Annotated in this window: 17 protein-coding genes and 11 tRNA genes; 2 read left to right on the top strand and 26 right to left on the bottom strand. The window is 32.4% G+C overall.

Going from position 1 to position 21,739, the window contains the following annotated elements:
* Positions 1–12: 12 nt before the first annotated feature.
* From rsxC to yaaA, 12 genes are all read right to left on the bottom strand, one after another.
* Positions 13–1,323 (bottom strand): electron transport complex subunit RsxC, encoded by a 1,311-nt coding sequence (gene rsxC, locus ACWI69_RS06445; RefSeq protein WP_448821027.1) that lies wholly within the window; start codon positions 1,321–1,323, stop codon positions 13–15.
* A 105-nt stretch (positions 1,324–1,428) separates the two neighbouring features.
* Positions 1,429–1,995, bottom strand: coding sequence for an aminoacyl-tRNA hydrolase (gene pth / locus ACWI69_RS06450; RefSeq protein WP_448821028.1), 567 nt, complete (start codon positions 1,993–1,995; stop codon positions 1,429–1,431).
* Positions 1,996–2,061: 66 nt separating this feature from the next.
* Entirely contained in the window at positions 2,062–3,270 is a 1,209-nt protein-coding gene (locus tag ACWI69_RS06455) for an L-serine ammonia-lyase (RefSeq protein ID WP_448821029.1), read from the bottom strand.
* A 29-nt stretch (positions 3,271–3,299) separates the two neighbouring features.
* Positions 3,300–5,693 (bottom strand): phenylalanine--tRNA ligase subunit beta, encoded by a 2,394-nt coding sequence (gene pheT, locus ACWI69_RS06460; RefSeq protein WP_448821030.1) that lies wholly within the window; start codon positions 5,691–5,693, stop codon positions 3,300–3,302.
* A gap of 16 nt (positions 5,694–5,709) precedes the next feature.
* Complete coding sequence (pheS, locus tag ACWI69_RS06465; RefSeq protein ID WP_448821031.1) at positions 5,710–6,726, bottom strand: phenylalanine--tRNA ligase subunit alpha; 1,017 nt, start codon at positions 6,724–6,726, stop codon at positions 5,710–5,712.
* A gap of 25 nt (positions 6,727–6,751) precedes the next feature.
* A complete protein-coding gene (locus ACWI69_RS06470) occupies positions 6,752–7,219 on the bottom strand; it encodes a metallophosphoesterase family protein (protein ID WP_448821032.1) in 468 nt (155 codons plus the stop codon).
* 1 nt (position 7,220) lies between these two features.
* Positions 7,221–7,994, bottom strand: a complete 774-nt coding sequence (locus tag ACWI69_RS06475) for a hypothetical protein (RefSeq protein WP_448821033.1) — start codon at positions 7,992–7,994, stop codon at positions 7,221–7,223.
* A gap of 27 nt (positions 7,995–8,021) precedes the next feature.
* Positions 8,022–10,475 (bottom strand): DNA gyrase subunit A, encoded by a 2,454-nt coding sequence (gene gyrA / locus ACWI69_RS06480; RefSeq protein ID WP_448821034.1) that lies wholly within the window; start codon positions 10,473–10,475, stop codon positions 8,022–8,024.
* Between the two features lie 46 nt (positions 10,476–10,521).
* Positions 10,522–12,432 carry a DNA topoisomerase (ATP-hydrolyzing) subunit B gene (gyrB, locus tag ACWI69_RS06485; RefSeq protein ID WP_448821035.1) on the bottom strand — a complete coding sequence of 637 codons (1,911 nt, stop codon included), beginning with the start codon at positions 12,430–12,432 and terminating at the stop codon, positions 10,522–10,524.
* Positions 12,419–12,970, bottom strand: a complete 552-nt coding sequence (locus ACWI69_RS06490) for a DUF721 domain-containing protein (protein WP_448821036.1) — start codon at positions 12,968–12,970, stop codon at positions 12,419–12,421. The genes gyrB and ACWI69_RS06490 overlap by 14 nt, the downstream gene beginning before the upstream one ends.
* Positions 12,948–14,048 carry a DNA replication/repair protein RecF gene (gene recF, locus ACWI69_RS06495; RefSeq protein ID WP_448821037.1) on the bottom strand — a complete coding sequence of 367 codons (1,101 nt, stop codon included), beginning with the start codon at positions 14,046–14,048 and terminating at the stop codon, positions 12,948–12,950. Before recF ends, ACWI69_RS06490 begins: the two co-directional genes overlap by 23 nt.
* A 30-nt stretch (positions 14,049–14,078) precedes the next feature.
* Positions 14,079–14,285, bottom strand: a complete 207-nt coding sequence (gene yaaA, locus ACWI69_RS06500; protein WP_448821038.1) for a S4 domain-containing protein YaaA — start codon at positions 14,283–14,285, stop codon at positions 14,079–14,081.
* 482 nt (positions 14,286–14,767) lie between these two features.
* On the opposite strand from yaaA, the gene ACWI69_RS06505 reads away from it, so the two are divergent.
* Positions 14,768–15,979: a NupC/NupG family nucleoside CNT transporter gene (locus tag ACWI69_RS06505; protein WP_448821039.1), complete on the top strand. Its 1,212-nt coding sequence runs from the start codon at positions 14,768–14,770 to the stop codon at positions 15,977–15,979.
* 144 nt (positions 15,980–16,123) lie between these two features.
* Positions 16,124–17,623, top strand: a complete 1,500-nt coding sequence (yfcC, locus tag ACWI69_RS06510) for a putative basic amino acid antiporter YfcC (protein WP_448821040.1) — start codon at positions 16,124–16,126, stop codon at positions 17,621–17,623.
* 104 nt (positions 17,624–17,727) lie between these two features.
* On the opposite strand, the gene ACWI69_RS06515 is transcribed toward yfcC, so the two are convergent.
* The 14 genes from ACWI69_RS06515 to ACWI69_RS06580 form a co-directional block, all read right to left on the bottom strand.
* Positions 17,728–17,804 (bottom strand) — tRNA-Asp (locus ACWI69_RS06515).
* Between the two features lie 5 nt (positions 17,805–17,809).
* Positions 17,810–17,885, bottom strand: a tRNA-Val gene (locus ACWI69_RS06520).
* Between the two features lie 15 nt (positions 17,886–17,900).
* Positions 17,901–17,976, bottom strand: a tRNA-Phe gene (locus tag ACWI69_RS06525).
* A 32-nt stretch (positions 17,977–18,008) separates the two neighbouring features.
* Positions 18,009–18,092: transfer RNA gene (locus ACWI69_RS06530), tRNA-Ser, on the bottom strand.
* 8 nt (positions 18,093–18,100) lie between these two features.
* Positions 18,101–18,175 (bottom strand) — tRNA-Glu (locus ACWI69_RS06535).
* Positions 18,176–18,182: 7 nt separating this feature from the next.
* Positions 18,183–18,259 (bottom strand) — tRNA-Ile (locus ACWI69_RS06540).
* Positions 18,260–18,264: 5 nt separating this feature from the next.
* A tRNA-Arg gene (locus ACWI69_RS06545) sits at positions 18,265–18,341 on the bottom strand.
* A gap of 6 nt (positions 18,342–18,347) precedes the next feature.
* A tRNA-Lys gene (locus ACWI69_RS06550) sits at positions 18,348–18,423 on the bottom strand.
* 7 nt (positions 18,424–18,430) lie between these two features.
* Positions 18,431–18,506 (bottom strand) — tRNA-Gly (locus tag ACWI69_RS06555).
* A gap of 30 nt (positions 18,507–18,536) precedes the next feature.
* A tRNA-Met gene (locus tag ACWI69_RS06560) sits at positions 18,537–18,612 on the bottom strand.
* A 10-nt stretch (positions 18,613–18,622) separates the two neighbouring features.
* Positions 18,623–18,710 (bottom strand) — tRNA-Leu (locus tag ACWI69_RS06565).
* Positions 18,711–18,877: 167 nt separating this feature from the next.
* On the bottom strand, positions 18,878–19,642 hold the full coding sequence (locus ACWI69_RS06570) for a glycosyltransferase (protein ID WP_448821041.1): 765 nt from the start codon (positions 19,640–19,642) through the stop codon (positions 18,878–18,880).
* 8 nt (positions 19,643–19,650) lie between these two features.
* Positions 19,651–20,637 carry a glycosyltransferase gene (locus ACWI69_RS06575; protein WP_448821042.1) on the bottom strand — a complete coding sequence of 329 codons (987 nt, stop codon included), beginning with the start codon at positions 20,635–20,637 and terminating at the stop codon, positions 19,651–19,653.
* Positions 20,619–21,734, bottom strand: a complete 1,116-nt coding sequence (locus tag ACWI69_RS06580; protein WP_448821043.1) for a glycosyltransferase family 4 protein — start codon at positions 21,732–21,734, stop codon at positions 20,619–20,621. The genes ACWI69_RS06575 and ACWI69_RS06580 overlap by 19 nt, the downstream gene beginning before the upstream one ends.
* Positions 21,735–21,739: the final 5 nt, after the last annotated feature.

Consider the following 21,739-nt stretch of genomic DNA (forward strand, 5'->3'; position numbering starts at 1 on the left):
TTTTTTTTCCTCCTACTTTTTCATTGTTCTAAGTTTAGCTTTTCCAATTTTTATCGCTTCTGTCAATGGTCTATTAGCTGGACATATATAAGCACAAGAACCGCACTCTATACAATCCATCAAATGATACTTCGCCATCTCTTCCCACTGTGAAAACTCAGCTAATCTAGCATACATTACTGGTTCTAATGACATAGGACACGCATCTATACACTTTCCACAACCTATACAAGACTTAGGCTTACAGTAATTTATTTCTTGTTTTGTTAAAGCCAGTACTCCTGAAGTCCCTTTTATAACAGGAACTTCTAAAGTCAATTGAGCCATACCCATCATAGGTCCGCCCATTACTATTTTTTCCACTTCATCTTCTTTATATCTACAATTTTGCAAAAGTGCTGATATAGGTGATCCAATAGCCACTTTTAAATTTTTAGGCTCTTCCACAGCTTTTCCAGAAACAGTTACAACTTTATCTATCAGTGGTAACCCATTTACAACCGCATCATATATTGCCGCTGCTGTCGTTGTATTATTTACAACAACACCAACTGCTGAAGGTAGCTTTCCTGATGGCACCTCTTTATTTAAAATAGCTTTTATCAGTGCTTTCTCTCCACCTTGTGGATACATAGTCTTCAATGACATAACCTCTATATTCGTTCCTTGGCAAGCTTCTTTCATAGCTTTTATTGCCTCTGGTTTATTATCTTCAATTCCAATAATAGCACGGTTTACATTCAATATATGTTTTATTATTTTTATGCCTTCTACTATTTTTAAAGGTTCTTCAATCATAACTCTATTGTCAGAATTCAAATATGGCTCACATTCAGCACCATTGAGTAATAGTGTCTCTATTTTTACATCCGCTGGTGGATTTAATTTTACGTGCGTTGGAAAAGCTGCTCCACCAAGTCCTACAACTCCCTTAGCTCTTATCACTTTTAGCAGCTCATCTTTTGTTAAACTTTCCCATTTTGGAAACTTCTCTAAATCTATCCATTCATCTTGCTCATCATTTTCAATTACAATTGTTTGCACATTTCCCATTAATGGAAATGGTAAATTTTCAATTTTTTTTACTATACCACTCACTGACGCATGCACAGGAACCGATAAAAAAGCTTCTGAGTTAGCGATCATTTGCCCTTTTAAAACTCTTTCCCCTATCTCTACGCAAGGCGTTAAAGGAACCCCTATGTGCTGAAGAAGTGGGATGAAAATCATTTTTGGTGCTATTAAAATCTCTACGGCTTGATTTTCTGTTTGGATTTTATTTTCAGGTGGATGTACTCCCCCTTTGAATCCGAAGAATTTCATAAAAATATTCCCTCCTTTGTAGTTAACAAACTATATTCCATTGTTAGAATAACATATTTATTTGTATTTAACAACTTTTTTGAACTGTTTTTTTGCTTTTTTGTGTTACTTTTTGTTATATTTCTGCATAATTTTATCCATTTGAGTGTTTTTTAATACATCATCAAGTAGAGATATCACACTTAAAAACATAGGTGTTATCGCTTCTGACTCCTCTTTTGTAAATCTACCTAAAACAAAATTGATGTTTTCGTCTTTATTTTTTGCTTTTCCTATCCCGCACTTTACTCTTACAAAATTTTGACCCAAATGCGAGATTATAGATTTTATTCCATTGTGACCACCAGCACTTCCATTCACTTTTACTCTTAATTTTCCCAGAGGTAAATCCATATCGTCATAAACTACCACCAAATCTTCTACTGGATTTATTTTATAAAATTTAACAACTTGAATTATTGAATTACCACTCAAATTCATATACGTTTGAGGTTTTAATAAAATAACTTTTTCTCCATTCATCATTTTTTCTGATAGCAGTCCTTGAAATTTTTCTTTGAATGGATTAAATCCATTTTTCTTAGCAAAATCATCAACTATATCAAACCCAATATTATGTCTTGTTCCCTCGTACTCTTTTCCGGGATTTCCCAATCCAACTATTAATTTCATTTTTCCTCCTCAATATTAACTACAAAGAAAGAGAGAATCATAGATTCTCTCTTTCTAAAGGTTCTATTAGCAATTACCATCAAAATGATATTTTGCAAGTCCTCCTAGAGAAGTTTCTTTATACTCCTCCTTTAAGTCTCTTCCTGTCTCTCCCATAGTCTTTACAACTTGATCAAAAGAAATACTATGTTTTCCATCTGTATATAAAGCATACTGTGCCGCATCCAAGGCTCTTACTGCCGCTGCTGCATTTCTCTCTATACAAGGAATTTGAACATACCCTCCAACTGGATCACATGTCAATCCTAGATGATGCTCTAACGCCATTTCAGCTGCATACTCTATTTGCTCCAATGATCCACCTAGTATAAAACATGCCATTGCTGCTGCCATAGCACAAGCCGATCCAACTTCTGCTTGGCATCCACCCTCTGCTCCAGATATTGTAGCATTTTCTTTTATAATATTACCGATTAGTCCAGCTATAGCAAGACCTTTTAATACTTCTTCATTCGTTAAGTTATACTCCTCTTTTAAAGCATACATCAGTCCAGGAATTACCCCAGCAGCTCCACAAGTTGGGGCAGTAACAACTCTACCTCCCCCTCCATTCTCTTCTGACACAGCCAGTGTATAAGCAAAAATTCTTCCAACAAATCCACCTCTTGATTTATCATTTCTTGCTTTTCTGTAGAATGATTGAGCTCTTCTTTGTAATCTTATCGTTCCCGGTAAAATACCATTTTTAGAGAGCCCTGATTGAACAGACTCCTCTAATGCTGTTCTTATTTGATCTAAGAAGTACCAAATTGATTCCCCTTCACTTTCAGTGACAAACTCCCATAACTCTTTTTTATTTTTTTCACACCATGACATAATTTCAGTCATTGTTCCAAAAGAATAAACTTTTGATCCACCCTGTCTTTGTTGTCCTTCCTCCATTATAGTTCCTCCACCAACAGAGAATACTAACCAAGAATTTAACTCGTTTCCTTCATTATCTAAAGCAATAAACTTCATACCGTTAGTGTGATACGGATGAACATACTCTGGCATCCATACTATTTCTGTAGATTTTGGCTTTAACGTCTCTATTATTATAAAATCTGTTAAGTGCCCTTTCCCTGTTAATGCAAGTGACCCATATAATTCCACTCTAAAACTCGTTGCATTTGGGTTTTCTGCCTTAAATCTTTTTGCTGCTCTCTCTGGCCCCATTGTATGAGAGCTTGATGGTCCATTTCCAACCTTAAATAATTCTCTTAGTGAATCCATTTTTCCTCCTGAACTTTTAATTAAAAATTTTACTGTCTAATCTCTCCATTGTAGTTTTTAGCTATCAATTTCAAGATATTATCAACAGTTATATTGATATCGCTTTCCTCAAGAGTTCCATCCTTCTTTCTTAAAATGATGCTTATAGCGACTGATTTCTTGTCAGCCTCTATTTTCTCTCCTTGGTAAACGTCAAATATAGCAACGCTTTCAATTAGATTTGATGACTTCTTGATATCTTCTAACATCTTACCAACTAGTACATCTCTATCTAAAACAACTGCTAAGTCTCTAGTAACTTCAGGATATTTTACAATTCTCTCATACTTAACTTTTTTAGCTCTATAGTTTAATAGAGTAGTTAAATCAAGTTCAGCCACATATGTTCTTTCTCTTTTAATGTCCATATTTTCTGCTAACTCTGGATGAATCTCTCCAAAAGTTCCTATTTTAACTTTTCCTATTCTTATATCCGCACTTCTTCCCGGATGGAAGTTAGTATCTTCTGATCTATCTAATTGGTATCTGTTTACTCCCATATACTCTAAAAACTTTTCAACAAATCCCTTTATAGTGTAGAAATCCATTGCTTCTGGCTTTGGATTCCACAATGTCTTAAAACTCTTTCCTGCAAGAGCTATTGAAGCTCTCAATGTTTCATTTGCCAGTCCATCCTCTTTTGGAGTAAACACTCTAGATACTTCAAAGAATTTTAAGCCATTTTGATTTCTATTTAAGTTATCTCTTATATTTGTTAATAAGCTATAAATTAGCGTTGGTCTCATAATCGCCATATCATCACTGATTGGATTTGTTATCTCTAAAACTGGTTCTGTTATTCCTAACATCTTTATCGCCTCTTTTGAAATAAAACTATAGTTTATTACTTCTTGTAGACCTAACTTTGCTAATATCTCCTTGGCCTCATCAACTATAACTGTCGTTGTATCTTTAACTCCAGGTCTTATATTTTCTTCTGGCATTTTGTTTTCTATGTTATCAAAACCATGCATTCTTATTATCTCTTCATAAAGATCTGCTGTTCTAGTCAAATCTCCTCTATAAGATGGCGGTGTTGCTATTATTGTTGTCGAATTTAATGTTTTTATATTTATTCCTAGATTAGTTAGTATTTTTCCTACTACATCAATCTCTATATTTTTCCCCATAAACTTTCTCAATTTTTCAATATTTAAAGGAATCTCTATTTTTTCATATTTTTCAATATATTTATCAATATATCCCTCTAAAACTTCTCCACCTGTCAATTGAGAAATTAAATCTGCTGCTCTTTCTAAAACTTCAGCAGTATTTTCTATATCTAATCCTCTTTCAAATCTATAAGAAGAATCACTTGATAACCCTAACTCTTTAGATGTTTTTCTTATATTTTCTGGAGTAAAATATGCACATTCTAAGAAAATTTCAGTAGTTTCCTCTGTCACTTTACTTGATTCTCCACCCATTATTCCAGCTATTCCTAAAGGTTTTTCAGCATCTGCAATGACAAGTTCACCTTTATTTAACTCTCTTTCAACTCCATCTAGTGTTACTATTTTTTCACCATTTAAGGCTTTTCTCACAACTATTTTTCTGTCGTTGATTTTTGTTAAATCATAGGCATGTAGAGGTTGGTTACATTCAAATAGAATATAATTTGTCGCATCCACAACATTGTTTATTGGTTTTAGTCCCATTGAAATCAATCTATTTTTTAACCACTCTGGCGACTCCTCTACCTTTATATTTCTTATAACTTTCCCTGAGAATCTTTTACATCTCTCTTTATCCTCTATTCTTACATCTATATGTCCCGTATTTATACTCTCTATAATTTTTTTAGATTCAAACTCAGGACATTTTATTTTTCTTCCATAGTAAGCTGCTATCTCCCTAGCTATTCCTATATAAGATAAACAATCTGGTCTATTAGGTGTTATTTCTAATTCAAAAATTACATCATTTAATTTTTTATAAACTCTGTATTCAACACCTAATGGTGCATCTTCTGGAAGAATTATAATTCCATCCCCATCATTTCCAAGTCCAAGTTCTACCTCAGAACAAAGCATTCCTTGGGACTCTATACCTCTTATTTTACTCTTTTTTATTTTGAAATCTCCAGGTAAAACCGCTCCAATGGTTGCTACAACAACTTTGTCTCCTAGCTTATGATTTGTAGCTCCACATACTATTTGTAGTTCCTCTTCAACACCTATATTGACTTTTAAAAGCGTTAACTTTTCAGCTTCAGGATGTTTTTTATACTCTGTTATCTGTCCTATAACTACTTTTGCTAATTCTTTCCCTTGCTCTTCTACAGCTTCAACCTCTTGACCAATCATAGTCAAAGTTTTTTCTAGCTCTTTTATGTCCTCTTTTATATCGACATATTGCTTCAACCAATCCAACGAAATTAACATTATATGCCTCCACCTTCTATTTAAATTGCTTTAAGAACCTTACATCATTTTCAAAAAATGCTCTTAAATCATCAATACCATATCTTAACATTGCAATTCTCTCTATTCCCATTCCAAATGCAAATCCCGATACTTCTTCTGGGTCATATCCTACACCTTCTAAAACAGCTGGGTCAACCATTCCACATCCCATTATTTCTAACCAACCACTATGTTTACAAAGTCTACACCCTTCACCTTTACAAATTACACATTGAACATCCATTTCAGCACTTGGCTCTGTAAAAGGGAAAAAATGGGGTCTAAATCTAACTTTAGTTTCACCAAATACTCTCGTCACAAACTGTTCTAGCATAGCTTTTAAATTAGCAAAAGATACCTCTGGACCAACCATTAATCCTTCCATTTGATGAAACATTGGTGTATGAGATATATCGTAATCATTTCTATACACTTTTCCCGGACAAACCATTCTAAAAGGTGGATGATTCTTTTCCATATATCTAGCTTGTACTGGTGATGTATGCGTTCTTAAAACTACATTTTCACTCATATAGAATGTGTCCTGCAAATCTCTTGATGGATGCGTTTCTGGGATGTTTAATGCCTCAAAATTATATGAAGTAAATTCTACTTCTGGTCCTTCAGCGACATCAAATCCCATCTCCACAAATATATTTTTTAAAAAATTCATAGTTTCTGTTATTGGATGTAATCCACCCGTAGAAACTTCTCTTCCTGGTAAAGAAATATCCAATGTTTCAGTTTCTAATTGTTCTTTTTTTACTTTATTTCTAATCTCTATTGTTTTCTCTTCTATTAAAGTTGTTATAATTATTTTTACATCATTTACCATTTGTCCAAAAGCAGGTCTTTCCTCTGGTGATAACTCTCTCATAGACTTAGAAATTTCAGTGAACTCACCTTTTTTTCCTAAATATTTAATCCTAATTTCATCCATTTCTTGTAGTGTTACTGCTTTTTGGATACTTAAACCAGCTTCATCCTTTAAAGCATTCAGCTTATTTTTCATTTGTTTCCTCCTAAAACAAGGCTTATTATTTTATCTCTCCATAACTAAAGATTATCTCTTTATTTTCAATTGACAATATACCATACCTATTATCTTTCAAAGCTCCCGGGTTAAAATATTTTATTTTATTCTTCTCTTTGTAATATGGCACATGAGTATGTCCAAAACAAACAACATCCACGCCATATTTTTCAGCTATCGCTTCCAGAACATCCATATCTTTTTTTACATTATAGAGATGTCCGTGCGTTATAAATATTTTTACTCCATCTATATCCAATATTTCATTGTCATTAAATTTTCTGTCAAAAATGTCACAATTCCCTCTGACAATATAAAACTTTATATTTGGGAAAGCGAAAGAGCACTCCTCTGCATCCCAACTATGATCACCTGTCCATATTATTGCATCAGGTTTTTCATCTGATATTATATCATAAATTTTATTTGTGTTTCCATGGGAATCTGTAATTATTAATATTTTCATATTCATTCTATCCTATAAATATTGATGTTTGAGATTTTTCCATAATATTTAATCCTTTTTTTCCTGTAATTTTTTCAAAGAAATAACCCCTACTCAAATTTCCCATAATTAAAAGGTCTAAGTTATCAATCTCCTTCAAGTACTCTTCTTTAGCTGTTTCTCCATCAAAATTTTTCCATTCTACAATTTTCCCTCTCTCTTTTAAATATTTTAACAGTGTATTGTCCTCTATTTTATATAACAAAGTCAACATTATAAAGTTTTTTATCTCTGGAAAAATATTTATAAAAGAAAACATACTTTTATTTATTTTTACACCATCATCACTTGAAATTCCAATTTTTTCTAGAGATGTTATAGCTTTTTCTCCTATCATAACAATGGGCTTAAAATGATTTTTTAGTACTGCCACCGCCGACTCCGATAGAGCTTCACCCTTTTCAAACATCAATAAATCTGCAAGTTTCATATAGTCTTTAATTATATCCCAAGGAAAGCCAAACTCTACATTTAATGTCGAATTTATTCCTCTTATTCTCAATTTTTCTTGTAAATGTTTAACCTCTTCCTCTTCAAAGGTATCCCTTTCTTGTGAAAAGGAATTATTACTTAAGTTTACTATCATTCCATCCATTGTTGCTGGTATAATCTCATCCCTTCTAACATCTTTCACATATAGTGGGACTATCTCGTATCCAAATTTCTCTTTAAAAAATATTGCACTGTCTATTAATACATTATTTTCTGTTCCTTCTCCAAATACAACTAAAACTTTTTTCATAATAATTCCTCCTCCTATAGATTTAAATTATTCTTGAGTTGATTCTTCTGACTCCTCTTCTTTAAAACTTGCTATCGATACAACTTTTTCCGATTCTGATTCATTTACTCTCATAATTTTTACACCTTGAGTTGCTCTTCCGATTATTGAAATTTGATCTACCGAAGTTCTTATAACAACTCCTGATGATGTTATTACCATTAGCTCCTCTTCATCTTTGACAGGTTTAACCGCTACAACTTCTCCATTCTTATCACTACATCTTATATTTATAACGCCTTTTCCACTTCTAGATTGTAATGGATACTCATCTACTCTTGTTCTTTTTCCATAACCATTTTCTGTTATAGTTAAAATAGTCTCATTTGCTACATCATCTATCAGTAGCGCCGATATAACTTTATCCTTAGCTCTAAGAGATATCCCTTTCACTCCACTCGTATCTCTTCCAGTTGCTCTTACATCATCTTTTGAGAATCTGATTGAATGTCCTAATTTTGTTGCTAAGAAAACCTGCTCTTTTGAATCGATTGGCAAGATTCCAACAAATATTATGTCATCTCCATCTCTTAGTTTAATCGCTTTTAATCCAGCAGTATTTATATTTTTGTACTCACTTAGATTTGTTTTTTTAACCATTCCATCTCTAGTTACAAATACAAGCTCTTTGTCTTCACTAAATTCTCTTATTTTTATTATTTCTCTAACTTTTTCATCTTCCTTTAATTTGATTAAGTTTCCTATTAATCTTCCTCTAGCTTGTTTTGAAGATTCTGGTATCTGGTAAACTTTCAAATGGAACACTCTTCCTTTATCTGTGAAAACCATCATTGTATCTAAGTTTGACATAACTTCCATTCTTTCAACAAAGTCATCTTCTATAGTATTTTGAGTTGAAACGCCTTTTCCACCTCTTTTTTGAGCTTTATATTTATCTAGCTCCATTCTCTTTACATACCCTCTATTTGTTATAGTTACAAGAACACTATCATCTTTTATTAAATCTTCTGGTCTTATCTCTAATCTCTCTTTTTCAATTGTTGTTCTTCTAGGGTCATCATATCTATTTTTTATATCGTTTAACTCTTCTTTTATAATTTCATAAACTTTATCATCATCTGCTAAAATCTTATTCAATTCTATTATTAAAGTCTTTAGTTCCTCGTGTTCTTTGTCAATCTTCTCTCTTTCAAGTCCTGTTAATCTTTGTAATCTCATATCTAGTATCGCTTTTGCTTGTTCATCACTGAATCCGTATTTATCAATCAAAGCTACCCTAGCCTCGTTACCGTCAGCCGAACCTCTAACTATTTCAATTACTCTATCAATATTTTCAAGAGCTATTATAAATCCTTTCAAAATATGGGCTCTTTTTTCAGCTTTATTCAGATTGAATTTTGTTCTTCTAGTTATAACTTCAAATCTATGTTTTAAATATTCATCTAAAATCTCTTTTAAATTTAATACTCTTGGAACATTATTTACCAACGCTAACATAATTATTCCAAACGTCGTTTGAAGCTCTGTATATTTATATAGTGAGTTTAGAACTAATTCAGCTTCTTCACCTTTTTTTAACTCTATCACTACTCTGATACCATCTCTATCAGATTCATCTCTTAAATCCGATATCCCAACTATCTTTTTTTCTTTCACCAAATTTGCTATTTTTTCAATTAAAGAGGCTTTGTTTAACTGATAGGGAATCTCTTTTATTATTAAACTTTCTCTACCATTTTTTCCCTCTTCTATTTCAATTTTTCCTCTGACTCTAACTCTTCCTCTTCCAGTTGTATATGCGTCATAAATTCCTGCTTCTCCATCAATTATTGCTCCAGTTGGGAAGTCTGGTCCTTTTATATACTCCATCAATTGTACTGGCGTAATATCTTTATTATCTATTAGAGCTAAGATTCCATCCACAACCTCACCTAAATTATGAGGTGGAATGTTAGTCGCCATTCCTACTGCAATTCCAGTAGCTCCATTTAATAAAAGGTTTGGAAGCTTTGCTGGTAGCACAATAGGTTCATCCAACGAGTCATCAAAGTTTTTTCTAAAATCTATCGTATCTTTATCGATATCCTCTAGTAATTCATTACTTATTTTTGACATTCTAGCTTCCGTATATCTCATTGCTGCAGCCGAATCTCCATCAATAGATCCAAAGTTTCCATGTCCATCTACAAGCTCATATCTATACGCAAAATTTTGAGCCATTCTAACCATTGTATTGTAAACTGCAGAATCTCCATGTGGATGATATTTTCCTAAAACTTCTCCAACTATTCTTGCTGACTTTTTATATGGTTTATCACTTGTCATCCCCATTTCATTCATAGCAAATAAAATTCTTCTATGCACTGGCTTCAATCCGTCTCTTACATCTGGTAATGCTCTACTAACTATTACACTCATAGAGTAATCTAGATAGGACTGCTTCAACTCTTCTTCTATATATCTATTATTCATATTAGACATTCTTTATTCCTCCTAGAACATTATTTTTATTATTGTACCTATACATTTATATATCCAGATTTTTTACAAACTCTGCATGTTCTTCTATAAACTCTCTTCTAGGTTCTACTTTATCTCCCATCAGTTTATCAAATAGTATATCAGCTTCTCTTGCATCATCAATTGTAACTTTCAATAGAGTTCTTGTGTCTGGATCCATAGTTGTTTCCCAAAGTTGTCCAGGATTCATCTCTCCTAATCCTTTGTATCTTTGAAGAGTATATCTTTTATCTTCACCTTCAAGCCCAGCTATAATTTCTTTTAACTGTCTATCAGTATATGCGTACGATATTGTTCTACCCTGTGTTATCTTAAATAATGGTGGTTGAGCTATAAATACATTTCCATTGTGAATTAAGTCTACCATATATCTATAAAGGAACGTCAATATTAAAGTTCTTATGTGAGCTCCATCCACGTCCGCGTCTGTCATTATTATTATCTTACCATACCTTCTTTTTTCAATGTTAAAATTATCTCCGATACTAGTTCCAAAAGCTGTAACCATTGCTCTTATCTCTGCATTTTCTAGAGCTTTATGTAACCCTGCTTTCTCCACATTCAATATTTTACCTCTCAGCGGTAAAATAGCTTGAAATGATCTATCTCTACCTTGTTTTGCCGACCCTCCTGCCGAATCTCCCTCAACTATATAAACTTCGCATTCATCTGGGTTTTTTGAAGAACAATCTGCTAATTTTCCAGGCAATGATCCAATATCTAAAGCTGATTTTCTAAGTACTAATTCTCTTGCTCTTTGAGCTGCTTCTCTCGCTCTTTTTGAATTTAATATTTTTTCAACTATAACTTTTAAATCATTAGGTGCATCTTCTAAGTACATCTTTATCTGAGCTCCCGCTACAGTAGAAACAATTCCCGTTACTTCGCTATTCCCTAATTTTGTCTTAGTTTGACCTTCAAATTGTGGTTGTGGTACTTTAACTGAAACAATTGCCGTTAAACCCTCTCTAATATCTGACCCTTGAAGTTTTCCATCTTTATCTTTCAAAAGTCCCGTAGTTTTTCCTAAATCATTTATTACCCTTGTCAGTGCTGTTCTAAATCCACTTACGTGAGTTCCACCTTCATGGGTATTTATATTATTAACAAACGAATAAATTGTCTCTCTTTGATTTGTGTTATATGTCATCGCTATTTCCACAGAAACATTGTCAACTTCTCCACTCATATAAAAAGGAGTTTTAATTATCGGTGTACTATCTTTCTCAATCTCTTTTATATAATCTAAAATTCCACCTTCAAACTCTAAACTTACAACTTTTGCAGGCTCTTTTCTCAAATCAGATAAAACTATAGTAAGTCCCTTATTCAAATAAGCTAACTCTCTCAATCTTGTTTCTAGTATTGAAAAACTATACACTAATGTCTCAAAGATTTCATAGTCCGCTTTAAATCTAACTGTAGTTCCGCTATCCTCTGCAACTCCAATTTCTGCTACATCTTTTTCCGGTACTCCTCTATTGTATTTTTGATAGTAAACTTTACCTGCTTTTTTTACTATAACCTCTGTCCATTCAGAAAGAGCATTCACTACAGAAACTCCTACTCCGTGCAATCCTCCAGAAACTTTATAGTTATTATTTTCAAATTTTCCTCCTGCATGAAGAACTGTTAACACTATCTCTAAAGCTGATTTTCCATACTTAGGATGTATATCAACTGGAATTCCTCTTCCATTATCCACAACTTCTATTATGTTATCTGGTAATATCGACACCTCTATTTTTGTTGCATATCCTGCTAACGCTTCATCTACTGAGTTATCTACAATCTCCCACACCAAATGATGCAGACCTCTTTCTGAAGTTGTTCCTATATACATTCCAGGTCTTTTTCTTACAGCTTCTAATCCTTCTAAAACTGTAATATTTTCTGCTTGATAATTATTTGTTGTCATCTCTATCCTCCAATATCTTATCTGCAACATTTTTTAAAGAACACGGTTTACAAGTATCCCCTTCTCCAAAAAACATCATTCCACAAATATCACATTTTTTATAGCCTTTCAATCTCAAGGCATCTTCTCGCTCTTTTGCTCGTTTTTTTAAAACTTCTATTTTTTTTTCTAAAGTTAAATCCTTAAGCTCCGAAATAAAACTCTCTTTTTTCTCCTCATCAGTTTTTTTATCTATATACTCTACATAGTTACAACTTTGAACTTTTGAAATTTTAAATCTAATATCTTTTACATAATCTTTTTTCAAAATTTCTTGAACTTTTTTTAAATATTTATTTTTGTTCATAGACATATGGTGAAGGTAGATACTATCCTCAACCAATACATACAGAATCCCCTCTTTTATCCAAAAAGGTTCGCTTTTTTTAGAAAGTTTCCCAACAATATCTCTCCAATGCCCTCTTACTATACCTTCTTTTAACTTCCTACTTTTTACAATAGCTTCTTCCACTGCCTCACTTACATTCATAATGTCCATCTTGAATCTCCCCTTTATCAATTCTAAAGTTTTTAGATTCTATATTTAAATCAGTTGTTGAACTAATGAAAACCTGTAACTCTCTTTTTTTTAAGTAATTTATAATACTCTCTTTTCTTATGGAATCAAAATATGATGATATATCATCTATTAAAAAAATTGGTGTTTCTCTTTTTTCCTTTATTACCATGTCTATTTCGGAAAGTTTTAAAGAAAAAATTATTGATTTTTTTTCTCCTTGGGACGAATATGATTTAGCCTCTTTTCCATTCAAAAGAAATTTAAAATCATCTCTTTGTGGTCCTACTAAAGAATACCCATAACGAATCTCTTGATATTTTAGTTCCTGTATTTTAAACTTTATTTTCTCTTCCAAATCCAATAATGCTAGACCTTTAACCTCTCCGAGAAAGCTTTCATACTTCAAATTTAGCTCTTTTTTATCATCAAAAAGTTTTCGATAATTTAGATTTAATATTATAGATATATTTTTTACATATTCGATCCTTTTTAAAATCACCTTGGCTGCCAATTTAATAAATTCTTCCTCATAAATCAGGAACATCTCATCTTTTACATTTTTTTCCTTTAAGTATTTATTTCTTATCTTCAAAAGCTTATTGTAATCTTTTAAATTTTTAAAATATTCATAATTGCTCTGAGCGATCTCTCCATCAAAAAATGCTCTTCTAAAACTTGGGCTCCCTACTATTAACTCTATATCTTCTGGGATAAATGTCACAATATTTACCTTTCCATAAAACTCATCAAAAGGGGTTTTTTTTCCATTATATTTGTACTCCTTATGTTTTTTATCAATCTTAACACTCAAAGTTTTTTCAGAAACTAAATCTCTGTAAGATATATAACTTCCCATTTTCTCTTTTGTATATTTTATCAACTCTATATTTTTTGAGGTTCTAAAGCTTTTTCCAGTAGCACTAAAATAAATAGCTTCCAGTATACTTGTTTTTCCTTGACCATTTTTTCCAAAAAATAGATTAAATCTTGAAGAAAATTGTATATTTCTATCTTCCAAATTTCTAAAGTTTATATAATTCATTTCAAGAATTTTCAATGTTTACTTCACCCCAAAGCTATAATAGATTTAAGCTACTACAAAAACCAATCCTAAAAATTCAACCTTATCCTCTGGATAAAGCTTTCTTCCACGTCTCTCTTCAACCTCTCCATTAACCTTTACTTGACCGTCTAAAATAAGCTCTTTAGCTTGACCTCCAGTGCCAATTTCACCAGTAAATTTAAGAAATTGATCCAATTTAATAAATTCTGTAGAAATTTTTATCTTCTGCATCTTTACCTCCTAAAATATTTTTAGCCTATTATACATTTTACCATAAAACTAACTTTATTTCTATAAGATTTCTCATGGTTTCATGAGGGTTTATCTATAAAAAATAATCTTTTTATATTTTTTTTATTATTTTTCAATATAAATACATATAGTTTAATTATAACTCTTTTTTCTAAAAAAATTTTCTTTTTTTTACTATTTCTTAAAGAAAAAACCTTTTATTTTACTACAATAAAAAAGTGTACATTTTATTTTTTTGTATGTTGTTTTCATAACTTTTAGTTTAAATTTTGTTGATTTTGTTATATTTATAAATTAAAAAAAATATAATTTTCAATTTTATTTTCATGTATATACATATATTTTTTTTACTAGGTAAATTGTCCTATGTATATTATACGTTTTAGAATATAATTAACAAGATAAAAAAATTTTGATAACAATATCAAAATAATATAAATATTTGTAGAGGAGCTGGTAATGTGTCTATACTGAGAAGTATATTCGGAATTTTTGTAATTTTATTTTTAGGTTATCTTCTGTCTTATGATAGGAAAAATATTAAATGGAGAACTATCATAGCTGGTTTTGCACTGCAATTTGGTTTTGCTTTTGTGGTGATGAAAACATCTGGTGGAGCTTATATTCTTGAATCCATTTCCAATGGTTTTAACAAAGTTATTGCTCAAGCTAATGAAGGAATACAATTTGTTTTCGGAGGCTTATACACTCCTGGAACTAATATTGCGTTTGTTTTTGCCTTTAATGTTCTACCTCTTATTGTTTTCTTTGGTGCTTTAATATCTGTACTATATCATCTAGGAATTATGCAACTAGTTATCAAGTATATCGGTGGTGGAATTTCAAAACTTTTAGGAACTAAAGATGCTGAATCTATTTCTGCTGCTGCAAATATTTTTTTGGGACAAACTGAAGCCCCATTAGTTATTAAACCTTATATTGCTAACTTAAGTAGATCGCAACTCTTTGCAGTATTAACTTGTGGTGTTGCATCTGTTTCAGGTTCAACTCTAGCTGCTTATGCTGCTCTTGGTGTTCCAATGAAATATTTAATTGCAGGATCTTTCATGGCTGCACCCAGTGGCTTAGTTTTTGCTAAATTAATTATGCCTGAAACTCAAGCCGACTCAGAAGATGAAAGAATTGAATTTACAAAAAGTGATTCTGTAAATGTTATCGAAGCTGCTGCAAAGGGTACTATTGACGGTATGAATATCGCTCTTGTAATAGGAGCTATCTTAATATCCTTTATTGCTTTAGTATCTTTAGTAAATATGATTTTAGGTGGAATTGGAGATTTATTTGGAATACAATTAACTCTTCAAATAATTTTAGGTTACATTTTTGCTCCTATAACTTACGCCATGGGGATTCCTTGGCATGAGGCTATCTACACAGGAAGTTTATTAGGGCAAAAGATGGTTCTTAATGAATTTGTTGCTTATGTAGATTTTACAAAAAATATAGCTGAACTTTCCGAAAAAACAATAGCTATCATGAGTTTTGCTTTACTTGGTTTTGCCAATGTTGCTTCTTTAGGGCTTCAAATTGGAGCTTTAGGTGCTATAGCTCCCAATAGAAGGAGTGAAATTGCTCAGGTAGGTATGAGAGCTGTTTTAGCAGGTTTCCTAGCTTCTCTTTTAAACGGAGTTATAGCTGGAGTATTTTTCTAAAAACTATATGTCACTTAAAAAAGATAAGAAAATTTTCTTATCTTTTTTTACTATATATTTTTAATTTTTTTTATTAACTATTGTTTTTTTAAATTTTATATTATATACTCGTACAAACAAAAATAATTAACTAGGAGGAAAAAAATGAAGAAAAAAATCAGAATACCTGATACATACGTCATTATCTTTTTTGTAGTTGTCTTTGCTGCAATACTTACTTATCTTATTCCTGTTGGTAGCTTTACCATGGATAAGATTCAATATGCTACCGAAGCCGGTATGAAAACTAGAACAGTCCCTGTTCCAGGAAGTTTTAAATATGCATTGAACGACTTAGGTGAACCACTTACTAAAGGAATTCCGCTATTCGCTGCTGGAGGCGATATGAGTGTCACTAACTACATCTTTGAAGGTCTTGTTAGTGGAGATAAATGGGGAACTGCCGTTGGTATAATTGCATTTATACTTATTACTGGTGGAGCTTTTGGTATTATTTTAAAAACTAAAGCTGTAGAAGCTGGAATATTAGATATGATTAAGAAAACTAAAGGGTCTGAAGCGCTATTGATTCCTGTTGTTTTCTTCCTATTTTCTTTAGGTGGAGCAGTATTTGGAATGGGAGAGGAAGCAATTCCTTTTGCTATGATACTTATACCTATAGTTGTTGGGATGGGGTACGATTCTATCACCGGTGTCTTTATGTGCTACATCTCAACTCAAATTGGATTTGCTACATCTTGGATGAATCCTTTTAGCGTAGCTATCGCACAAGGAGTTGCAGGGGTACCGGTTCTTTCTGGAGCCATGTTTAGAATCGTTATGTGGATATTCTTTACAGCTTTTGGAATTATCTATACTATGAACTATGCAAAAAAAATTAAAGCAAATCCTGAACTATCTATCTCTTATGAAACAGATAAATTCTTTAGAGAAGATTTTAAAGCTGATGAAGCTGACGATTTAGAATTTAAGTTTGGACATAAACTTATATTCTTAACAATATTTTTAGGTATGTCATGGATTGTATGGGGAGTTGTTTTTCACGGATATTATTTACCTGAAATAGCTGCACAGTTTACTATCATGGGTATTGTATCTGGAATTATTGGAGTTATATTTAAATTAAATAATATGACTGTCAACGATATCGCTATCTCTTTTAGAAAAGGAGCAGAAGATTTAATCGGAGCGGCTCTAGTAGTTGGAATGGCAAAAGGTATAGTTTTAGTTCTAGGGGGTATAGATGCCGGAACTCCTACAGTTTTAAATACAATACTTAATTCAGTAGCAGGAATATTGAGTGGACTACACGCCTCTGTCTCTGCAGTCGCAATGTACTTCTTCCAGTCTGTATTTAACTTCTTTGTTGTGTCAGGTTCTGGACAAGCTGCTTTAACAATGCCAATTATGGCACCACTTGCGGATTTAGTTAGTGTTCCAAGGCAAGTTGCTGTATTAGCTTTTCAACTTGGAGATGGATTTACAAATATGATTGTACCAACATCTGGTATTTTGATGGCTATTTTAGGAATTTCGAAAGTTGAATGGGGAGTTTGGGCAAAACAGCAGATAAAATTCCAAGGAATTTTATTTATACTTGGATGCGTGTTTATTGTCATAGGTGTTTTAATTAATTTTCAATAGTTATAAAAGGATAGGACATATTGTTCTATCCTAATTTTTTATCTATCTTTTGTAAATAAAAAATAAAAAAAAGATGTATCTCTACATCTTTAAAAATCTTTTAATGGCGGGAGTGACGAGGGTCGAACTCGCGACCTCATGCGTGACAGGCATGCGCTCTAACCAACTGAGCTACACCCCCATTTATGGTGGAAACAACTGGACTTGAACCAGTGACCCCCTGCTTGTAAGGCAGGTGCTCTCCCAACTGAGCTATGCTTCCTTATAGATTTTTTAGTGGTGCCCAGAGGCGGAATCGAACCACCGACACGGGGATTTTCAGTCCCCTGCTCTACCGACTGAGCTATCTGGGCATATCTTTGTAACTTTATTGTAGGCACCTTTATGGCGGAAGGTCAGAGACTCGAACTCTGAAGTCTTGCGACGCCGGTTTTCAAGACCGGTTCCTTACCAATTAGGATAACCTTCCATAATTAATGGTACCCCGTAGGGGAATCGAACCCCTGTTTATAGAGTGAAAATCTATTGTCCTTACCACTGAACGAACGGGGCAGGTGAGTGGTGGATCCAGCTGGAGTCGAACCAGCGACCACTCGGTTATGAGCCGAGTGCTCTAACCAACTGAGCTATGGATCCGTTAATGGCGTGTCTGAAGAGATTCGAACTCCTGACCCACGCCTTAGAAGGGCGTTGCTCTATCCAGCTGAGCTACAGACACATTAGATGGTGCGTCATACTGGGCTCGAACCAGTGACAACACGATTAAAAGTCGTGTGCTCTACCATCTGAGCTAATGACGCATTTTTATGGAGCGGGAGACGAGGGTCGAACTCGCGACATTCAGCTTGGAAGGCTGACGCTCTACCAACTGAGCTACTCCCGCATATTTTCCATCTTTATTATTTGATTGTTTTGGTGGCGGGGGCTGGATTCGAACCAACGACCTTCGGGTTATGAGCCCGACGAGCTGCCAACTGCTCTACCCCGCGATATATTAAGTGGTGCCTGGGGCCGGAATCGAACCGGCACGCTATCAGATAGCTCAGGATTTTAAGTCCTGTGCGTCTACCTATTCCGCCACCCAGGCTTCCTAGTTGAAGGTGCTCCTCGCTGTCACGATTTGCTGTCCCTCACGGACATTAATAATAATATCATAAATTATAAATAAAGTCAACAAGTTTTTTTATTTTTTTTAAAGTTTTTTTATTTTTCTTTAAAAGTCTTGAGTTTTCAATAATATTTTAAAGTATATCACTATACTTTTTTTATAAATTTTTCATAAATTTTTCTGGCAGGTTCTAGAATATTAAAAAAAATAAGAAAATTTATCATTTTTTTCTTATAACCTTTTAAAGTTTTAAATTCTAAAAAATAAAGTTTTTTATTGTTACCATGCCAACTCTTTCCCCACCAGTGTATACCATATGTATTTTTAGTTATTTTCTCATAGGAAAACTCCTCTGTAAAATGATATGGATAAAAATATTCATAGGGATAAACTCTTATTCCATCCTTCAACTCTATAATTTTATTCTGACCCACAAAGCCATAATCTTTTTTTAATGTATATTGAATCACTGCTGGTATCGTATATATATTGATATTCCAAATATCCTCTTCATAAAAATCCAACATTTTTTTTAAAAATATATGCCCTTTCTCTGCACCTATTATCCCTGCACTTGCTTGATTTTCATCTTCCATACCCAAAAACATTCTGTCTGATAAAAAAGAGTTTAATGATTTTAAAATCTGCATATCTGAATCTAAATAGATTCCTCCATTTTCGTATAAAACTTTAATACGGAAGTAATCAGATAAAAAAGCCCATAATTTTCTTTTATAACACTCTTTTAAAAATCTATTTTTTTCTATCTCACTATAAAAATTCAAATTATCCTCATTCCACTCTATTATCTCATAATCTGGAAGTTTTTCCCTCCATGAATTTATACATATATCCATTATATTGGGTTTTGTCCCTTTTCCTAACCAAATGTAATGTATCTTTTTTTCCATGATTCCTCCTAAAAATTAGGTATTTTTTGAGTGTTTCCTATATCTTTTCCCATCACTTTTCTCAATAAATTAGAGATTTTTGGCGCTATATAAACTAATATTTCTTCATAATTTCTATTTTTTATCCCTTTCACAGCTCTAAAAATCACTCTATAATTTCTTAGCTTCTCTTTATAATCTTTATTGTTATTTATATATCTATAGATAACAACTTTATAAAAACTTGGTAAAAGTTTTGATAATGCCTCTCTTCCATAATCGTCTGTTTTACCATATTCATTCAAAAGCATAAAACAAATCTTTTCCAAAGAGCCTATACTTTTTTCCGTTACAACACTCATTATGCTTCCGGTTCTTTGCCTATAATAGTAAAATGCAATATCAATATACTTAACTCTTCTAGCCTTTAAATATGCCATTGGAGTGAAATAACTATCCTCGTGTATTAGGCTATCATGAAAATACAATCTATTTTCACATATAAAATCCCTTCTATATATGTCATCTACAACTTCTTCTCTGAAACACTTCGTTCCCTGAAAAAGTGTTAAGAAAAATTTAGTTCCTTTCCCAGCTGTAAACTCCTTTATCTCCTGAGATCTAAATAAAGGTTCTCCAATTTTTCCAGCAGAAAAATACCTCATATTTCCAACCATTATATCTAAATCCAATTTTTTCCCCTCTTTAAAGAACATCTCAAAACCTTCAGAGTCAATTATATCATCACTATCTATAAACGATAGATATTCCCCCTTTGCATCTCTTATACCAGCATTTCTCGCTGATGATAGACCTCCATTTTCTTTATCTATAATTTTAGTTATTTTAGGATATTTTTTTTTATAATTTTTTAATATCTCTAAGCTACTATCTGTTGAACCATCATTTACTAAAATAACTTCATATTCTATATTTTTTACTCTATATATGCTGTCTAAACACTCCTCCAAAAAAGTTTCAACATTATAAACGGGTACTATAAATGTAAGTTCCATAATTTTCTCCTATATATATCTACTATTATTTTTTCATCAAACTCATCCAATATTTTTTTACGCCCATTTTTGCCCATTCTCTCTCTCTCTTCATTTGATAAACCAATAAATTTTTCAATTTTTTCTGATAAATCTACAGAATCTTTCACGTTAACTAAATACCCATTTTTATTATTTTCAATAATCTCTTTACAACCTGTTACATTTGTAGCAATTATCGGCTTTTCCATACTGGCAGCTTCCATCAAAACTTTAGAAATTCCCTCTCTATAAGATGGCAATACTACGCAGTCAGATAAGCTTATAACATTTTCTACATCCTTCCGATGTCCTAAGTACTCCAATATCCCTTCTTTTTCGTATTCAGACATTTTGCTATCATCTATACCGTTTGTGGCATTGCCTCCCAAAGCTCCTAAAAACCAAAATTTAACTTTATAATTTTTATCTTTTATTATCCTAGCAGCTTCTACATATTCCCTGACACCCTTATCATAAAAAGCTCTAGCTACCATTAAAAAAACTAACTCTTTATTTTGTTCTCTCAAAATAGGTTTAAACTTTTTTGTGTCTACTCCCTCTCCTGGAAGAATAAATATTTTTTTCTCACTCACAATATTTTCCTCTATTAAACGCTTTTTATCATCTTCATTCAAAACCCAAACCTCTTTCGAAGATTTTAAAGATATTTTATATAAAACCTTAGCTACTTTAGATATAATACCTCCCTCAACAAAAGAATAGCCTAGTCCTGTCAAAACAGCAACACTTGGAATATTTGCACATTTAGCTGCCAAACTTCCATAGATATTCGGTTTTATTGTATAATGAAAAATAATATCAGGCTTTTCTTCTCTATAAATTTTTTTCAACTGTAAAAATAGCTGAAAATCCTTTATAGGATTTATTCCTCTTAAACTTAATTCTATCGAAATATGTTTTATTCCCAACTCTTTTGGAAAATCTATTCTGGAATCTTTGGGAGCTATCGCTACAACTTCATGACCGTCATCTATTAACGCTTTTATAACTCCATATCTAAATATATATATATCCCAAAGTACATTTGCAGTAAAAAATATTTTTAGTTTTTTCATAGATA

The sequence above is a fragment of the Cetobacterium sp. genome, assembly GCF_977044495.1.

Coding starts and splice junctions, on each gene's coding strand:
- rsxC (WP_448821027.1), bottom strand. CDS start 1,323: ATGAAATTCTTCGGATTCAAAGGGGGAGTACATCCACCTGAAAATAAA.
- ACWI69_RS06570 (WP_448821041.1), bottom strand. CDS start 19,642: ATGGAAAAAAAGATACATTACATTTGGTTAGGAAAAGGGACAAAACCC.
- gyrB (WP_448821035.1), bottom strand. CDS start 12,432: ATGACAACAAATAATTATCAAGCAGAAAATATTACAGTTTTAGAAGGA.
- pheT (WP_448821030.1), bottom strand. CDS start 5,693: ATGTTAATTTCGTTGGATTGGTTGAAGCAATATGTCGATATAAAAGAG.
- pheS (WP_448821031.1), bottom strand. CDS start 6,726: ATGAAAAATAAGCTGAATGCTTTAAAGGATGAAGCTGGTTTAAGTATC.
- ACWI69_RS06455 (WP_448821029.1), bottom strand. CDS start 3,270: ATGGATTCACTAAGAGAATTATTTAAGGTTGGAAATGGACCATCAAGC.
- ACWI69_RS06580 (WP_448821043.1), bottom strand. CDS start 21,734: ATGAAAAAACTAAAAATATTTTTTACTGCAAATGTACTTTGGGATATA.
- gyrA (WP_448821034.1), bottom strand. CDS start 10,475: ATGTCTAATATGAATAATAGATATATAGAAGAAGAGTTGAAGCAGTCC.
- ACWI69_RS06475 (WP_448821033.1), bottom strand. CDS start 7,994: ATGAAAAAAGTTTTAGTTGTATTTGGAGAAGGAACAGAAAATAATGTA.
- ACWI69_RS06575 (WP_448821042.1), bottom strand. CDS start 20,637: ATGGAACTTACATTTATAGTACCCGTTTATAATGTTGAAACTTTTTTG.
- yfcC (WP_448821040.1), top strand. CDS start 16,124: ATGAAGAAAAAAATCAGAATACCTGATACATACGTCATTATCTTTTTT.
- pth (WP_448821028.1), bottom strand. CDS start 1,995: ATGAAATTAATAGTTGGATTGGGAAATCCCGGAAAAGAGTACGAGGGA.
- yaaA (WP_448821038.1), bottom strand. CDS start 14,285: ATGCAGAAGATAAAAATTTCTACAGAATTTATTAAATTGGATCAATTT.
- ACWI69_RS06490 (WP_448821036.1), bottom strand. CDS start 12,970: ATGGACATTATGAATGTAAGTGAGGCAGTGGAAGAAGCTATTGTAAAA.
- ACWI69_RS06470 (WP_448821032.1), bottom strand. CDS start 7,219: ATGAATATGAAAATATTAATAATTACAGATTCCCATGGAAACACAAAT.